Origin of the sequence: Achromobacter spanius, from assembly GCF_002966795.1 — a bacterium.
GTDB classification, from domain to species: Bacteria; Pseudomonadota; Gammaproteobacteria; order Burkholderiales; family Burkholderiaceae_B; genus Achromobacter; species Achromobacter spanius_D.
In genome coordinates, this window is sequence record NZ_CP023270.1 from 6170696 (window position 1) to 6185069 (window position 14374).

The 14374-nt window shown below is 63.9% G+C and carries 12 protein-coding genes; 3 read left to right on the top strand and 9 right to left on the bottom strand.

Annotated elements, in window-relative coordinates; all coding sequences use genetic code 11:
- Nucleotides 1-159: 159 nt before the first annotated feature.
- From CLM73_RS28010 to CLM73_RS28020, 3 genes are all read right to left on the bottom strand, one after another.
- Nucleotides 160-2007 carry a class I SAM-dependent methyltransferase gene (locus CLM73_RS28010; protein WP_234015769.1) on the bottom strand — a complete coding sequence of 616 codons (1848 nt, stop codon included), beginning with the start codon at nt 2005-2007 and terminating at the stop codon, nt 160-162.
- 70 nt (nt 2008-2077) lie between these two features.
- Nucleotides 2078-3454, bottom strand: a complete 1377-nt coding sequence (locus tag CLM73_RS28015) for an ABC transporter ATP-binding protein (protein WP_105241207.1) — start codon at nt 3452-3454, stop codon at nt 2078-2080.
- Complete coding sequence (locus tag CLM73_RS28020; protein ID WP_105241208.1) at nt 3444-4235, bottom strand: ABC transporter permease; 792 nt, start codon at nt 4233-4235, stop codon at nt 3444-3446. The genes CLM73_RS28015 and CLM73_RS28020 overlap by 11 nt, the downstream gene beginning before the upstream one ends.
- A 517-nt stretch (nt 4236-4752) precedes the next feature.
- Here CLM73_RS28020 and CLM73_RS28025 point away from each other — a divergent pair.
- The 3 genes from CLM73_RS28025 to CLM73_RS28035 all read left to right on the top strand — a co-directional run bounded on the left by CLM73_RS28025 (nt 4753) and on the right by CLM73_RS28035 (nt 7669).
- A complete protein-coding gene (locus CLM73_RS28025; protein ID WP_105241209.1) occupies nt 4753-5322 on the top strand; it encodes an SRPBCC family protein in 570 nt (189 codons plus the stop codon).
- 99 nt (nt 5323-5421) lie between these two features.
- Nucleotides 5422-6780, top strand: a complete 1359-nt coding sequence (locus tag CLM73_RS28030) for an MFS transporter (protein ID WP_056571153.1) — start codon at nt 5422-5424, stop codon at nt 6778-6780.
- A 13-nt stretch (nt 6781-6793) separates the two neighbouring features.
- The gene (locus CLM73_RS28035) at nt 6794-7669 is read left to right on the top strand and encodes a DMT family transporter (protein WP_105241211.1); all 876 of its coding nucleotides are present in this window, start codon (nt 6794-6796) and stop codon (nt 7667-7669) included.
- A 6-nt stretch (nt 7670-7675) separates the two neighbouring features.
- Here the strand turns inward: CLM73_RS28035 and rfbC are convergent, their stop codons facing one another.
- The 6 genes from rfbC to aspS all read right to left on the bottom strand — a co-directional run bounded on the left by rfbC (nt 7676) and on the right by aspS (nt 14350).
- Nucleotides 7676-8227: a dTDP-4-dehydrorhamnose 3,5-epimerase gene (rfbC, locus tag CLM73_RS28040; RefSeq protein WP_105241212.1), complete on the bottom strand. Its 552-nt coding sequence runs from the start codon at nt 8225-8227 to the stop codon at nt 7676-7678.
- The gene (rfbA, locus tag CLM73_RS28045) at nt 8227-9117 is read right to left on the bottom strand and encodes a glucose-1-phosphate thymidylyltransferase RfbA (RefSeq protein WP_105241213.1); all 891 of its coding nucleotides are present in this window, start codon (nt 9115-9117) and stop codon (nt 8227-8229) included. The genes rfbC and rfbA overlap by 1 nt, the downstream gene beginning before the upstream one ends.
- Nucleotides 9117-10169: a dTDP-glucose 4,6-dehydratase gene (gene rfbB / locus CLM73_RS28050; protein WP_105241214.1), complete on the bottom strand. Its 1053-nt coding sequence runs from the start codon at nt 10167-10169 to the stop codon at nt 9117-9119. The genes rfbA and rfbB overlap by 1 nt, the downstream gene beginning before the upstream one ends.
- A gap of 71 nt (nt 10170-10240) precedes the next feature.
- The gene (clsB, locus tag CLM73_RS28055; protein ID WP_105241215.1) at nt 10241-11452 is read right to left on the bottom strand and encodes a cardiolipin synthase ClsB; all 1212 of its coding nucleotides are present in this window, start codon (nt 11450-11452) and stop codon (nt 10241-10243) included.
- Nucleotides 11449-12315, bottom strand: a complete 867-nt coding sequence (locus tag CLM73_RS28060) for an endonuclease/exonuclease/phosphatase family protein (protein ID WP_056571141.1) — start codon at nt 12313-12315, stop codon at nt 11449-11451. Before CLM73_RS28060 ends, clsB begins: the two co-directional genes overlap by 4 nt.
- A gap of 247 nt (nt 12316-12562) precedes the next feature.
- Entirely contained in the window at nt 12563-14350 is a 1788-nt protein-coding gene (gene aspS, locus CLM73_RS28065) for an aspartate--tRNA ligase (protein ID WP_056571139.1), read from the bottom strand.
- Nucleotides 14351-14374: the final 24 nt, after the last annotated feature.

The following is a 14374-nucleotide window of genomic DNA, read 5'->3' on the forward strand; positions in this document are numbered from 1 at the left end:
TCGAACCAGGCCTGTTGCGAACGCTGACCATGCATATTCTTCATGGGCCTGCCGTCCGCCTGGAGCTACATGGGATTTAAATCATTCTTGTCAGTGCGACGTCGCAACCATGCGTTGCGGCCGTCGGTTCCCCAAACCCGTATCCGACTCAGACAGACATCAGCCCGTTCTTCCCAACAACGCACGCAACGCGCGCCGCCAACGCGAGCCCGCCGCCGCAAGCGCCCTGCTCTGATATTGCTCCAGCGTCGTGCGCATGGCAGCGATCTCCGCGGCCTGCGTCTGAATCACGGCCTGCTGATTGGCGTCATGCGCCTTGGCGTCCTCGAGCAGCGCCCGCATGTGCCGGCCGTCGATGCGCACCAGCAGTTTGGCGGACTTGACGTAGGTGACCCACGGCGCGCCGATGCGGCCTTCGACACCGCCGTTGATCCAATGCTGCACGCTGGATTCCTGCGCGATGTATTTTTCGACCTGGTCGTCGGTGATGCCGATGCTCTGCATGCGCAGCGCCTCGCGCAGCAGTTCCAGGATCTCCAGCGGCGTGCCTTCGGCCGGCTGCGCGCAACTGGCCACGCTGGCCAGGCTGCCAAACAGGCCGCGCAGAATGACGTAGGACAGCGTCAGGTCCGATTCCAGCTTCCATTCCTTGTCGAAGAACGTCAGCTCGCCGGGCGCGACTTCCATGCAGTTCAACGGTGTCCAGTCGAACATGGCCCCGGGCACCGACTTGTCCAGCGACAATGAAACCGCCGGCCCCAGATTGGCCTCGCGGCAGATCGCGTCGATCCAGGGGCGCGCCCAATTGCACACATCGGTGGCGGACCAGCCCGGCGTGTTCAGCACCTTCACCAGACCCAGCCACCACAGTTTGCCGTTCAGATAGGGGCCGTCCTCGATCGTGTGGGTCACCGGCACCGTCGGCGCCGCCTCCTGGGTCACGCACTCGCGCGCCGTGCGCACCTGACCGCCATCAAGGTAGAAGCGCTTTGCCGTGGCAAAGGCAGGATGCCGCTCGACGCTGTAGTGCCAGGCCAGGTCGTCGGCTTCCTGCAGCGAGGCCAGGGCCTTGTCCGACTTTCCGGCAATGATCAGAAACGAGTTCGCCAGGTCTTCGGCCAGGCCGTTCTCATGGATCGACGCCCAGGCCTGCTCCAGCGAGAAAGACGGAACGATCCAGTCCGGCCGGGCACGGTCGCGCCCCACCGTGCCAGTCAGCAACGGTCCGGCGGCAAATGGGCCCTTCGGATCCAGCCCCTTCGAGGTCAGGAGCGACACCGGCATGTGATAGTCCGGCAGCGGGAACAACACGTCGTGGGCGCTCAAGCCGACGGAACCAAGGATGCCCTTCAGCTCTTCCAGCCCGAAGCGGACGATGGTTTCGGGACCGTACTGCCCTTCGACGCCGTAATACGGCACATCCACATTCGGCTCCGGGAAGCCCGAAAAATACTTGAGCCCCAGCTTGTTCTGGATGGCGATAACCAGGACGCCGTCGTCATTGAGCTGGCGCGCGGCGTTCGCGAGCAGGTCGAGTTCGGCGCGTGCCCCGCAATGGGAGAAGATCCGCGCGTATTGCAATACGCCAATCATCGTCACGACGTCGAACTTCTTTTCGGCGTTGAAGTCTTCGATGCGATCGCACACGACGGTGACGTTCTGCAGGTCGGCGGTGCGCTGGCGCGTGATCGAGGCGCGGTGGGCCGATGCCTCAAGGGCCACGACATCGCCGCCCAGCTCGCCCAGGTAGCGCGTGATGATGCCGCATCCCGAACCCAGCTCCAGCACGCGTCCGCGGCACAGCTTTTCAAGCGGACGCAGGATGTTTGCGCGGACCGGCGACAGGTGACAGGCGGAACGCCAGTCCCAGATCGCGCCGACCAGCTCGCGCGAAAACAGCGAGCGATCCTTCGCTCCGGCAATGATGCGCTCGATCTGCTGCTCGAAGTCGGCGCCATCGGTGTAGGTGAACTCAGGGATACTGCCGTCCGTTACCGGAAACAGCATGCCTTGGTGTTCTTTGTAATCCGTCGGGAGATTGTGCATTTCAGTTCTCTATCTTGCCGGGCGTCGCCGTTTACTCGGAGACGGCATCCAGCAGGATCCGGGGTTGGAAGCCGATGTCGAAAAGACCGGTCGCAGGACGCGGCTCGTCCGCCATCACTCGAAAGACAATCGCGTCGACAATGCGATGATGCAATGAACCGTCTTCGCCCTGGGCAGCGAAGGTGCAAAAATACGTTGCCGGATTAAGCGAACATTCAAACTCGAACTCCAGCTCCAGCGACGTGCCGGCTGTGAAGTCGATGCCATGCTCGTCCAGAATGGGATGGGCGCAGCCCGCCAGGTCGATCCCGGACGTGGTGCGGATCAACGCGTAAAACCTGACGGCGGGGCAATCCTCGGTGAACTGCACGCTGCACTTCAACTTGTATCGGTGGCCCCGCAGGATGTGGTTGACCTGCGCGCCGCCCAGCGTCTGCAGCATGGGCGACGCAAGCCGGGCGCCCACCTCGTCATACGACAAGGTATCCGGCACGAAACTCGCATCGAAGAACGGCTCAAGCCCGCCCGCCGGAATCTGGCTGGCGGCCTGCGCCTTCTTATCTTCCGCCTCGGGGTCGGCCGCGCCATCGCCCTCGGCATCGATGCGGCGGATTTCCGCGATCAGATCAAGGGCTTTGTCGCCGGTGGTATTACCCAGCTTCTGGCCAAAATAAACGGCTCGTTTCGGAATACCCGTGAACAGGCGTTCGCCGGCATTGAGCAAAATGGCGCGGTCGCACAGATTGATAATGGCTGCGCCCGAGTGCGAAACAAACAGGATCGTCGCGCCGCGATTCTTGATCGCGTCGATCTTCGCAAAACATTTGCGTTGGAACGGCTCGTCGCCGACAGCCAGCGCCTCGTCGACGACCAGAATGTCCGGATCCACGTTGATCGCGACCGCAAATGCAAGACGGGCATACATCCCGCTTGAATAATGCTTGACCGGTTGCTCGATAAATTGGCCAATATCGGCAAACGCCGCAATCTCATCGAAACGCGCCTCGACTTCGCTCTGGGTAAGCCCCAGAACCATCGCGTTCAAAAATACGTTTTCGCGGCCAGTGAACTCGGGATTGAAACCCGCGCCCAGCTCCAGCAGGGCGGCAACGCGGCCATGCGTTTCGACGGTGCCGGAAGTGGGCATCAGCGTGCCGCAGATCATCTGCAGCAGCGTGGACTTGCCCGAGCCGTTGCGGCCGATGATGCCCACGGTCTCGCCACGGCCCACACTGAAGGACACGTCGCGCAGCGCCCAGAATTCCCGGAAATAATTCACCGGCGGGCGTCCGAGCATATTGCGCACCCGGGGCGCGACAAACTGCTTCAACCGGTCATGCGGCCGATCGTAGATCTGATAGCACTTGCTTAACTGATCTACGCGAATGACGTTGCTATCAGAGGACATCAGCGAACCCCTTGCGTGCCTTCTGGAACCACCAGAATCCTCCCCAGGCAATCACCATGCCGATGGCCGCATAAATACCCAGAGCGCCCCAGTTCGGCAATTGGCCATAAAGCAGCACATTACGGGATTCTTCAATAATCAAGGTAAGGGGATTCAACATCACCACCATCTGCACCTTGGGCGGCAGATTTGAAATCGGATAAAACACGGGCGACACAAAAAGCAGCACGGACATCAGCAAACCGATCGTCTGGCCGATGTCGCGCACATAAACACCCGTCGCGGAAAGAAACCAGGCAAAGCCCATGGTCACCATCAGCAGGGGAATCAGCACAATCGGGAAAAATATCGCCGTCCAGCTGATTGCGCCGCTGAGCACGAGCTGCGCGATCAATAGCACGCAGACGCTGATGGCGGCATGGAACAGCGCCGCCCCCATCGCCACCCACGGAAAGATCTCAAGCGGAAACACGACCTTCTTCACATAGGTCACGTTGCTCTGGATCAGACCCGGCGCGCGGCTGATGCATTCGGAAAACAGGCCGTGCACGATCAGCCCGACAAACAGCACGACCGCAAAATTGGCGTGCCCGGCATCCTGGCTGACGCCCCAACGCGCCTTGAAAACGACGGTAAAGAAAAACGTATAGACCGTCAGCATCAGCAACGGCGTGAAAAAAGACCACGCCAACCCGAAAATCGAGCCGCGATAGCGGCCCAGGACTTCGCGTTTGCACATCTGAACGGCGAGCTTTCGATTGCTCCAGATGCTGTCGAACATGGCAGCTGGAGATACACGCTGAGCCTGATGAGGATTCACACTACCTATCCCGCTTGACCGCCCCGGTCACTCAATGACAACCGGGCCGGACATAAAGTTATTGGAAATAAATGCATATTGCCCGCCGATAAATCGCTGAGCATCGTTCTGACGACTGATTCATCAAGCAAAAAATAGGGGATTTCAATATGCCGCCGCAGCTTCGCCTTAAACATCTCCGGCACAAATTACGGCCAGTAAAATATTGGCAACAATATCTATGCAAAATATTCAAATTGAACGGCTGCAATCTGAAGGCGCAAGATGCGCATACTAAGTTTTAGCGCAACTGAACATCATAACATGCAGAAAACGCCGTTCTAAGCGGATTTTCGGCCCCTCCAGAGGCAAGCGGAGCCGGACAGATAATAGTAAGTCTCACTATCCTTCAGTGCGGAAAGGTGCCACCCTCGCATGGCTATTTTCCTCAGACCGGTCCACAATGGATTCACAACACTGTTGGAACAGGGAGACAGCCATGCGCATTGCCGATGCCCAATGGATTCCTTCGACGCAGCACCAGACCTGGGATGCGTTGACTGACCCGCGAGTGTTACAGAAGTGCATTCCCGGGTGTGTTGAAGTCGCCATGCGCAGCCCGACCGAATACGCGGTCACGCTGCGCGCCAAGATCGCCGGCATCGACACCGACTACGAAGGCGAGATTTTGCTTTCCGACATGAACGCCCCCGACAGCTGCACGCTGGTGTTCGAAGGCAAGGGGCGCGCGGCCTGCCTGGCGATCGGCACGGCGCAGATCAACCTGTCCACCAAAGACCAGGGCACCCGGGTGGCTTACACCGTGGCCGGCATGGCGGGGGGCAAGCTGGGCGAATGCGGGGAAGGCGTGCTCCTGAAGGCCGGCGAGAAGATCATCGAGAAGTTCTTTGCGTCCTTCATCGACCACATGGCGGCGCAGCCGCGGATCGCGCCCCCTCCCCCGCCTCCCGAACCCGAAGCGCGCGGTCTTTCCAATTCCCGCTGGTCATGGATGCTGGTCGTGCTCGTCATCGCCGTTTTCTGGGGATATCACACGTTTTACAAGTGATAACCCTAGGGTGCCGGTGATATCCTTGGCGGCATGAATCCGCCGCCGACGCCACCGCAGCCAGCCACTGATCCCACACGCTCACGACGGGACCTGCTGATGGCGATGGCGGGCGTGTCGGCCACCGTGGTGCTCGCGGCCCTGGATTCCACCATCATCAGCACCACCTTGCCGCGCGTTGCCGAAGCGCTCAACGGCATGGCGCTCTACGCCTGGGTCGGCACCGGCTATCTGCTGGCCACCGCGGCCTCCATCCTGATCTTTGGCCGGCTGGGCGACATGTTCGGCCGCAAGCCCTTGATGCTGGTGTCGGTGCTGATCATCGCGCTGGGCTCCATCGCCTGTGGCCTGGCGCAGTCCATGACCCAACTCATCGTCTTCCGCACCCTGCAGGGGGTGGGCGGGGGCATGATGATCGCCACGGCGTTTGCCGCGCCGGCAGATCTGTTTCCCGATGCCAAACAGCGCGTCAGATGGATGGCGCTGGTGTCCGCTGCCTTTGCCATGGCTAGCGGCATCGGCCCGGTCCTGGGCGGCGCGGCCACGCAGGCGCTGGGGTGGCGCGCGGCGTTCTTCATCACGCCCATCGCGGCGGCCGCCGCCTTTTTCCTCCTGGCGCGCTATTTCCCGCGCATCCGGCCCATCCACGACGGCAGCCGCAAGATCGACTGGCTGGGCGCCATTCTGCTCGTGTTGGCGGTGGGCGCGCCGCTGGCCGCACTGGAACTGGCGTTTGCCAGCGGCGAACACGCGCACCCGGTGCTCGGCCTGACGCTGGCGCTGGTCGGCGCCGCCGCCATCGCCATCCTGATTCCGACCGAACGCCGCGTAAAGTCACCGATCTTTCCGCTTCGCGTCCTGTCCGGCCGCGAGCCGCGCCTCTTGAACGCGGCCGCGATGATGGTGGGCGCGGTGATGTTCATCCTGATTTTCTACAGCCCGCTGCTGTTGCAGCAGGTGCTGGGCTACACGCCCAGCCAGGCGGGCCTGCTGCTCACGCCGCTGGTGGCCGCGATCTCGGTCGGCAGCATCATCAATGGCCGCATGTTCCCCAAGCAGACCGAGCCGCAGCGGCTGATGGTGTTCGGCGGTGGCCTGCTGGCGGCGGGATCGCTGATGGTGCTGCTGATTTCGCCGGGCACGTCGGCGTGGTGGATCCTGTCCGCGTTCTTCGTTAACGGCTGCGCACTGGGCTTTCTGCTGCCCAACCTGACCCTCTTCATGCAGATGCTGAGCGAGCGGCGCGACGTGGGCGTGGCCTCGGCCCTGGTGCAGACCACGCGCGCCATCGGCAGCGCGCTGGGCACCGCCGTGGTCGGCATTCTGATTTCGCACAGCACCGTGCTTTCCGGCGTGCGCACCGGGCTGGTCTTGTGTATTGTGCTGTCCCTGACCTGCGCGCTGCTGGCGCACCGGGTAAAGATGCGAAACCTGGTCACGAGCCGCGGCCAAGGTTGATTCCGAGCTCAACATGCAACGCCGCGATCTGCTGGACCTGATGATTCTTGCCGCCGTCTGGGGCGGCTCGTTTCTTTTCATGCGCGTTGCCGTGCCCGAGTTCGGGCCGGTGGCCCTGATCGAGCTGCGCGTGGGACTTGCCGCGCTGTTTCTTCTACCCGCCGCGATCTGGCGCAACAAGCTGCCGCTCATTGCGCGCCGCTGGAAAGCCATTCTCGTGGTCGGCACGCTGAACGCGGCTTTGCCCTTCCTGCTTTACGCCTATGCCGCCCAGTCGCTGGGCGCGGGATTCCTGTCGGTCGCCAACGCCGTGACACCGGTATGGGGCGCCGTCATCGGCTGGCTGTGGCTGAAAGACCGGCTGCCCTGGACCCGCTCGCTCGGGCTGCTGATCGGCATGTCCGGCATCGTGGTGCTGGTCTGGGACAAGCTCGACTTCCAATCCGGCGGAACCGGCTTTGCCGTGCTTGCCGCGATCTCCGCGCCTGTCTTCTACGGCATTGCCGCCAACTGGACCAAACGCTTTCTGACGGGCGTGGATCCGCTGACCAGCGCGACGGGCAGCATGGTGTCGGCCGCACTGGTTCTGCTTCCGGCGGCCCTGGTCACCTGGCCGGAGCAGCCCGTCTCCTGGGAAGCCTGGGGCGCGACGGTCCTGCTCGCCGTGGTGTGCACCGGCGCCGCATACATCGTGTTCTTCCGGCTGATTGCCAACGTCGGCCCCACCGGCGCGGTCAGCGTCACATTTCTGGTCCCCATCTTCGGGGTCGTCTGGGGCGCCTGGTTCCTGGACGAAGTCATCACCGTGCCCATCCTTGCGGGCGCGGGCGTCATCCTGGTCGGGACCGCGCTGGCGCTGGGACTGGTCGGCATGAAGCGCCGGACCTGACCCGGTTCAGATCACCGCAATCCGGGGTGCCTGCCCCAAGGCGAGGCCTTGGCGGTCTTTGTCCGACATGATCGGCTCGCCTTGCCCTGGCCAGGCAATCGCCAGCGCCGGATCGTCCCATCTCACGCAATGCTGGTGCGCCGGCGCGTACGGCGCGGTCGTCTTGTAGACCACGTTGGCGTAATCGGACAGCACCAGAAATCCGTGTGCAAAGCCTTCCGGCAGCCAGAGCTGGCGAAGGTTGTCCGATGACAGAATCTCGCTCGTCCATTGGCCGAACGTGGGCGATCCCTCGCGCATGTCCACGGCAACATCGAAGATCTCGCCTTCGGTGACGCGCACCAGCTTTCCCTGCGGATGTTGCGTCTGATAGTGCAGGCCGCGCAGAACATGGCGCCGCGAGTACGACTGGTTGTCTTGCAGAAAATGGACCGGACGGCCGACCGCCGCATCGAAGACCGATTGCACATAGGTCTCAACGAAATAGCCGCGCGCGTCCTGATGCTTCGCGGGGTCGATGCGCAGGACATCGGACAGGGACAAGGGCGTGATGCGCATCAGTGCGGCAACCGGGTAAGCAGGTTCATCAGGTATTGGCCATAGCCGCTCTTGACCAGCGGCCGGGCCAGCGCTTCCAGTTGCGCCGCGTCGATCCACTGCTTGCGGAACGCAATCTCTTCCGGGCACGCGACCTTCAACCCTTGCCGGCGTTCGAGCGTCGCGATGAACTGCGACGCATCCAGCAAGCTATCGTGCGTGCCGGTGTCGAGCCAGGCATGTCCCCGTCCCATGATTTCGACGTTGAGCGCGCCCAATTCCAGGTACGCCTGATTCAGATCGGTGATTTCAAGCTCATTGCGCGCGGACGGACGGATGCGGCGCGCCAGTTCGATCACCCGGTTGTCGTAGAAATACAGCCCGGTCACCGCGTAGTTCGACTTGGGCGACGCGGGCTTTTCCTCGATGCGCAGCGCGTTGCCCGCTGCGTCGAACTCGACCACGCCGTAGCGCTGCGGATCCTGTACATGGTAGGCAAAGATGGTGGCGCCCGCTGGCCGCGCCATGGCGCCGGCCAGCAGCTGGGGGAAGTCATGCCCGTAGAACAGGTTGTCGCCCAGCACCAGCGCGCACGGCGACTGTCCGATGAAATCCGCCCCAATGAGAAACGCCTGGGCCAGGCCTTCGGGCGCCGGCTGCACCGCGTATTGCAGCGACAACCCCCACTGCCCGCCATCGCCCAGCAACTGCTGAAAACGCGGCAGGTCTTCGGGCGTGGAGATGACCAGGATCTCGCGTATGCCGGCCAGCATCAGCGTGGACAGCGGGTAATAGATCATGGGCTTGTCGTAGACGGGCATGAGCTGCTTGCTCACCGCGAGGGTCGCGGGATGCAGCCGCGTTCCCGACCCGCCTGCCAGGATGATGCCCTTGCGCGCGACCGTTGCCATCAGGGCGTCTCCCCGTCGGAGGGATGAGAGCGGCTTGCCGCCTTCAGCAGCCATTGCGGATGATCCAGATACCACCGCACCGTCTTTTCCAGGCCCGAGGCAAACGTTTCGGCCGGCTGCCAGCCCAGTTCCTGCCGCGCCTTGCCCGCATCGATGGCGTAGCGGCGGTCATGACCAGGCCTGTCGGCGACCAGTGCGATCAGGTCCCGGTACGCGCCGCCATCGACTCGCGGGCGCAGCGTGTCCAGCAAGGCGCAAACCGCCGTGACGACCTCCAGCGTGTTGCGTTCGTTTCCCGCGCCCAGGTTGTAGGTCTGACCGGGCCGGCCATCTTCCAGCACCCTGCGCAAGCCGTCGCAATGATCGGCGACGTACAGCCAGTCTCGCGCGTGCAATCCATCGCCATACACCGGCAAAGGCTTGCCGGCCAGGGCGTGGTGGATCATCAAGGGAATCAGCTTCTCGGGAAACTGCCGGGGCCCGAAATTGTTGGAGCAGTGCGTCATGAGCACCGGCAATCCATAGGTCTGCGCCCAGGCCCGCACCAGATGGTCGCCCCCCGCCTTGCTGGCGGCATAGGGATTGTTCGGCTGGTAGGGGCTGGCTTCGGTAAAGCCCGGGTCGGCGGGCGCCAGCGAACCGTAGACCTCGTCCGTCGAGACATGCAGAAACCGGAACGCATCGCGCTCGGCGCCGTCCAGCTCGCTCCAGAATGCGCGCGCGGCCTCCAGCAGCCCGAAGGCGCCGCCCACGTTGGTCCGGACGAAATTGCCGGCGCCCGCGATCGAACGATCGACATGCGTTTCAGCTGCAAAATTGACGATGGCGCGCGGGCGATGCTGGCGCAACACCTCGGTCACGCGATGCGTGTCGGCGATATCCGCCACGACCAGGACATGGCGCGGGTCGTGTTCCAGGCCGCCAAGATTGGCGCGATTGCCGGCGTAGGTCAGCTTGTCCAGATTGACGACCGTCTCATCGCCATGCGCCAGCCAATCCAGCACGAAGTTGGATCCGATGAACCCGGCGCCCCCGGTGACGAGAATACTCATTGCGTTGTGCCTGACCGGAGGGCAACCCTCCAAAACGCGTAGTTTACTGCCCTGACGCCGCGCGCCCGCGTTCAGTATTTGTCCGACGTGCCCGTGAACGCCACGCCGATCCGCAGCAGCGTGTAGGACGCCGCATCGACCCAGCGCCGCAGGAAACCCCGGCGCTGATAGTCCAGCGGCCGAATGAAGCGGCCACCCTCGCGAATGGCGGTTTCCAGGCGTTCCTGCAGGTCCCAGGCGAACGGCTGGCTGTCGACCACGACATTGGCCTCGCGCGCCAGCAGCAGGCTGAAGGGGTCCAGGTTCGACGAGCCCACGGTGGCCACGTTGTCGATCACCGCGACCTTCGCGTGCAGGTAGCTCGGCATGTATTCGTAGATCTCGATGCCGTCGCGCAGCAGCTTGTCGTACAGCGAACGCGTGGCGTGATACTGCATCCGGTATTCGACCTTGCCCTGCAGCAGCAGCCGCACGCGCACGCCGCGCGCCGCGGCCTTGGCCAGCGCGCGGCGAAAGCGCACGCCCGGAAAGAAATAGGCGTTGGCGATCAGGATGTCGCGCCGCGCACGCGAGATGCCAAACAGGTAGGCACGCTCGAATGTCCTGCGGAAACGCAGGTTGTCGCGCAGCACCAGCGCGGCGCGCAGCATGCCGCCCGGCGGAGCAGGAACGACGCGCGGCTTGAGCAGCTGCAGCCGATGCCAGTCGCGCGGGTGGCGGCGCAGGCGCGCCCAGTTCAGGCGCACCCACAGGAGTTCCTGTGCATGGGCCGCCTGCGTGACGAGCGGGCCTTCGACCTGCACGGCGAAGTCAAAGCGCGGACCGGTCAGGCCGTCGGTGGGGTCCAGGTCATCGTAGTCGTCGATGACGTTGATGCCGCCGATGAAGGCAATGTGGCCATCGACGACCGTGACCTTGCGATGCAGGCGCCGCAGGCGGCTGCGCGACGGGATGAAGCGCGCGAACCAGCGCGGTTCGGGCCGGAAGATGCGGCACTGCGCGCCCGCATTGGTCAGCGCGACGCGCACGCGCTCGCCGTGCAGCGCGCTGCCAAAGCCATCCAGGACGACACGCACCTTGACGCCGCGCCGCGCGGCCGCCGACAGGCACTCCAGCACCTTCGTGCCGGTGCGGTCCAGCATGAAGATGTAGGTTTCCAGATGCACGCTGACGGTGGCCGCGTCGATCGCGGCGCACAGTGCGGGAAAGAAGTCGGCGCCGTTCTGGAGCAGACGGATATCGTTGCCCTGCTCCCACTCCAGTCTGTCCTGCTCGTCCTTCACGGGAGTTCAAGCTCCGCGAGCAAGGGCGAATGATCGGACAGCTTGGCCCACTCGCGGCCGCGCAACACGCGGGCGCTGCGCACGGCAAAGCCGCGCTGGTAGATGCGGTCCAGGCGGAACCACGGGAACACGGCAGGGAACGTGCGGGGCGGCGGCGCCAGCAGCCGGGAGCTGCCATCCATGCCGAGCTGGTTGTTGCGCTCCATGACCGAGACGCCGCTGCTGGGCAATCCCCGCAGCGCGTTGGACAGCCGCTTGACCGAGTCGCGCAGGCGCGGCAGGTCGCCGCCATGGCTGCGCGGGGCATGGGAAAACACCTCGTACAGCCCAAGCTGCTGCACGAACATGGGCGCCAGACGATCGTTCCAGTCGTTGAAATCCCCGGCGATCAGGATGGGTTCGCCATCGGGCACCATGCGCTTGATGCGCTCGGTCAGCGCCAGGATCTGGCGGCTGCGGCTGCCGGCGAACAAGCCCAGGTGCACCACGAAGCAATGCACCGCCCGATCGCCCACGTCGATGCGGGCATGCAGCAGCCCACGTTGCTCCAGGCGGTGGTCGGAGATGTCGAGATTTTCGTGGTCGAGAATGGGATAACGCGACAGCAGCGCATTGCCGTGGTCGGTGGCGTGGCGCACGGCATTGCGGCCGTAGGCGACGTCCAGCCGCAATGCGGCGGCCAGCGATTCGTGCTGGGCGTCGAGCAGCGACTTCTGCTCGTTGCGGCCCTGGACCTCCTGCAGGAAGACCAGGTCGGGGCGCAGGCCATACAGGCCCAGGCGAAGTTCATTCAGGGAGTCGCGCCGGCCCAGTGCCGAACGGCCCTTGTGTATGTTGTAGCTGACGACTCGGATGAGCGACATGGAAGCAATGGCGCCTTTCAAATCTTGAGAACCGCCGGCCGGGTCCCGGTAGGTCCTCTGGCCAGCCGCCGCCGTGTTTGGCGGCGTTAGCCAGATTACCCCATTTCAGCCGTATGTTCCCATCTTTGCGGCAGCGCGAGCTACCGGCGTCCCTCAAGCGCACCGCAGCGGATCCGGCTCTGCCGGTCCGCCAGCGGGCCCCCGTAAAGGAGGCCGCCGGGGCGAGCGCCAAAGGCGCTCCGGCGGATTACGCCTTTTCGACGTTGCGCAGGCGGATGTGCAGCTCGCGCAGTTGCTTCTCGTCGACTTCCGAGGGCGCTTGCGTCAGGAGGTCCTGGGCGCGCTGCGTCTTCGGGAAGGCGATCACGTCGCGGATCGATTCGGCGCCGGTCATCATCGTGACGATGCGGTCCAGGCCGAAGGCGATGCCGCCGTGCGGAGGTGCGCCGTACTGCAGCGCGTCCAGCAGGTAGCCGAACTTCTCGCGGGCTTCCTCGGCGCCGATCTTCAGCGCGCGGAACACCTTGCTCTGCACTTCCTCGCGGTGGATACGGACCGAGCCGCCGCCGATTTCCCAGCCGTTCAGGACCATGTCGTAGGCCTTGGCGAACGCCTTGCTGGGGTCGGATTCCAGGAAGTCCTCGTGACCGTCCTTGGGGCTGGTGAACGGGTGGTGAGCGGCGGTGTAGCGGCCGTCTTCCTCGTCGTATTCGAACATCGGGAAGTCGACCACCCACAGCGGCTTCCAGCCGGCCGTGAACAGGCCCGTCTTCTTGCCGAATTCGCTGTGGCCGATCTTCACGCGCAGCGCGCCAATGGCGTCGTTGACGACCTTCTCGCGGTCCGCGCCAAAAAAGATGATGTCGCCGTCCTGGGCGCCGGTGCGCTTGACCAGTTCGGCCAGGGCAGCGTCGTGCAGGTTCTTGACGATGGGCGATTGCAGGCCGTCGCGGCCCTTGGCCACGTCGTTGACCTTGATGTAGGCCAGGCCCTTGGCGCCGTAGATGCCGACGAACTGGGTGTAGGCGTCGATCTCGCTGCGCGACATCTCGGCGCCACCCGGCACGCGCAGGGCGACCACGCGGCTGCCCGGCGCCGTGGCGGCGGCGGCAAACACCTTGAAGTCCACGTCGCGCATGACGTCGGTGATATCGGTGAACTCGAGCTGCACGCGCAGATCGGGCTTGTCCGAGCCGTAGCGGCGCATCGCTTCGGTCCACGGCATGATCGGGAACGGCGACGGCAGGTCGACGCCCTGCACCACCTTGAACACGTGGCGGATCAGGTTTTCGAAGATTTCACGGATTTCGAATTCGTTCAGGAACGAGGTTTCGCAATCGATCTGGGTGAACTCCGGCTGACGGTCGGCGCGCAGGTCTTCGTCGCGGAAGCACTTGGTGATCTGGTAGTAGCGGTCAAAGCCCGAGACCATCAGCATCTGCTTGAAGAGCTGCGGCGACTGCGGCAGCGCGAAGAAGTGGCCGGCGTTCACACGCGAGGGCACCAGGTAGTCGCGCGCGCCTTCGGGCGTGCTCTTGGCCAGCATGGGCGTTTCGATGTCGATGAAGCCCAGTTCGTCCAGGAACTTGCGGGTTTCGATGGACACGCGGTAGCGCAGCATCAGGTTGCGCTGCATCTGCGGACGGCGCAGGTCCAGCACGCGGTGCGTCAGGCGGGTGGTTTCCGACAGGTTGTCGTCATCCAGCTGGAACGGCGGGGTGACCGACGCGTTCAGGATCTCGACTTCCTTGCAGAGCACTTCGATCTCGCCCGAAGCCAGTTCGGCGTTGGCCGTGCCGGCCGGACGCTCGCGCACCAGGCCGGTGACGCGGACGCAGAATTCATTGCGCAGACGCTCGGCGGTGGCGAAGGCGGCGTTGTCCGGATCGAACACGATCTGGGCAAGGCCGGCGCGGTCGCGCAGGTCGATGAAGATGACCCCGCCGTGGTCGCGGCGGCGGTTCACCCAGCCGTACAGGGTGACGGTCTGGCCGAGATGGTCACGGCAAACCTGGCCGGTGTAGCAGGTACGCATGCGGGATGACTCCGTTTTGTGCTT

Excerpts from the sequence above, each read along its gene's own strand:
- CLM73_RS28010 (WP_234015769.1), bottom strand. The coding sequence starts at position 2,007 with ATGCTGTTTCCGGTAACGGACGGCAGTATCCCTGAGTTCACCTACACC.
- CLM73_RS28015 (WP_105241207.1), bottom strand. The coding sequence starts at position 3,454 with ATGTCCTCTGATAGCAACGTCATTCGCGTAGATCAGTTAAGCAAGTGC.
- CLM73_RS28020 (WP_105241208.1), bottom strand. The coding sequence starts at position 4,235 with ATGTTCGACAGCATCTGGAGCAATCGAAAGCTCGCCGTTCAGATGTGC.
- CLM73_RS28025 (WP_105241209.1), top strand. The coding sequence starts at position 4,753 with ATGCGCATTGCCGATGCCCAATGGATTCCTTCGACGCAGCACCAGACC.
- CLM73_RS28030 (WP_056571153.1), top strand. The coding sequence starts at position 5,422 with ATGGCGATGGCGGGCGTGTCGGCCACCGTGGTGCTCGCGGCCCTGGAT.
- CLM73_RS28035 (WP_105241211.1), top strand. The coding sequence starts at position 6,794 with ATGCAACGCCGCGATCTGCTGGACCTGATGATTCTTGCCGCCGTCTGG.
- rfbC (WP_105241212.1), bottom strand. The coding sequence starts at position 8,227 with ATGCGCATCACGCCCTTGTCCCTGTCCGATGTCCTGCGCATCGACCCC.
- rfbA (WP_105241213.1), bottom strand. The coding sequence starts at position 9,117 with ATGGCAACGGTCGCGCGCAAGGGCATCATCCTGGCAGGCGGGTCGGGA.
- rfbB (WP_105241214.1), bottom strand. The coding sequence starts at position 10,169 with ATGAGTATTCTCGTCACCGGGGGCGCCGGGTTCATCGGATCCAACTTC.
- CLM73_RS28060 (WP_056571141.1), bottom strand. The coding sequence starts at position 12,315 with ATGTCGCTCATCCGAGTCGTCAGCTACAACATACACAAGGGCCGTTCG.
- aspS (WP_056571139.1), bottom strand. The coding sequence starts at position 14,350 with ATGCGTACCTGCTACACCGGCCAGGTTTGCCGTGACCATCTCGGCCAG.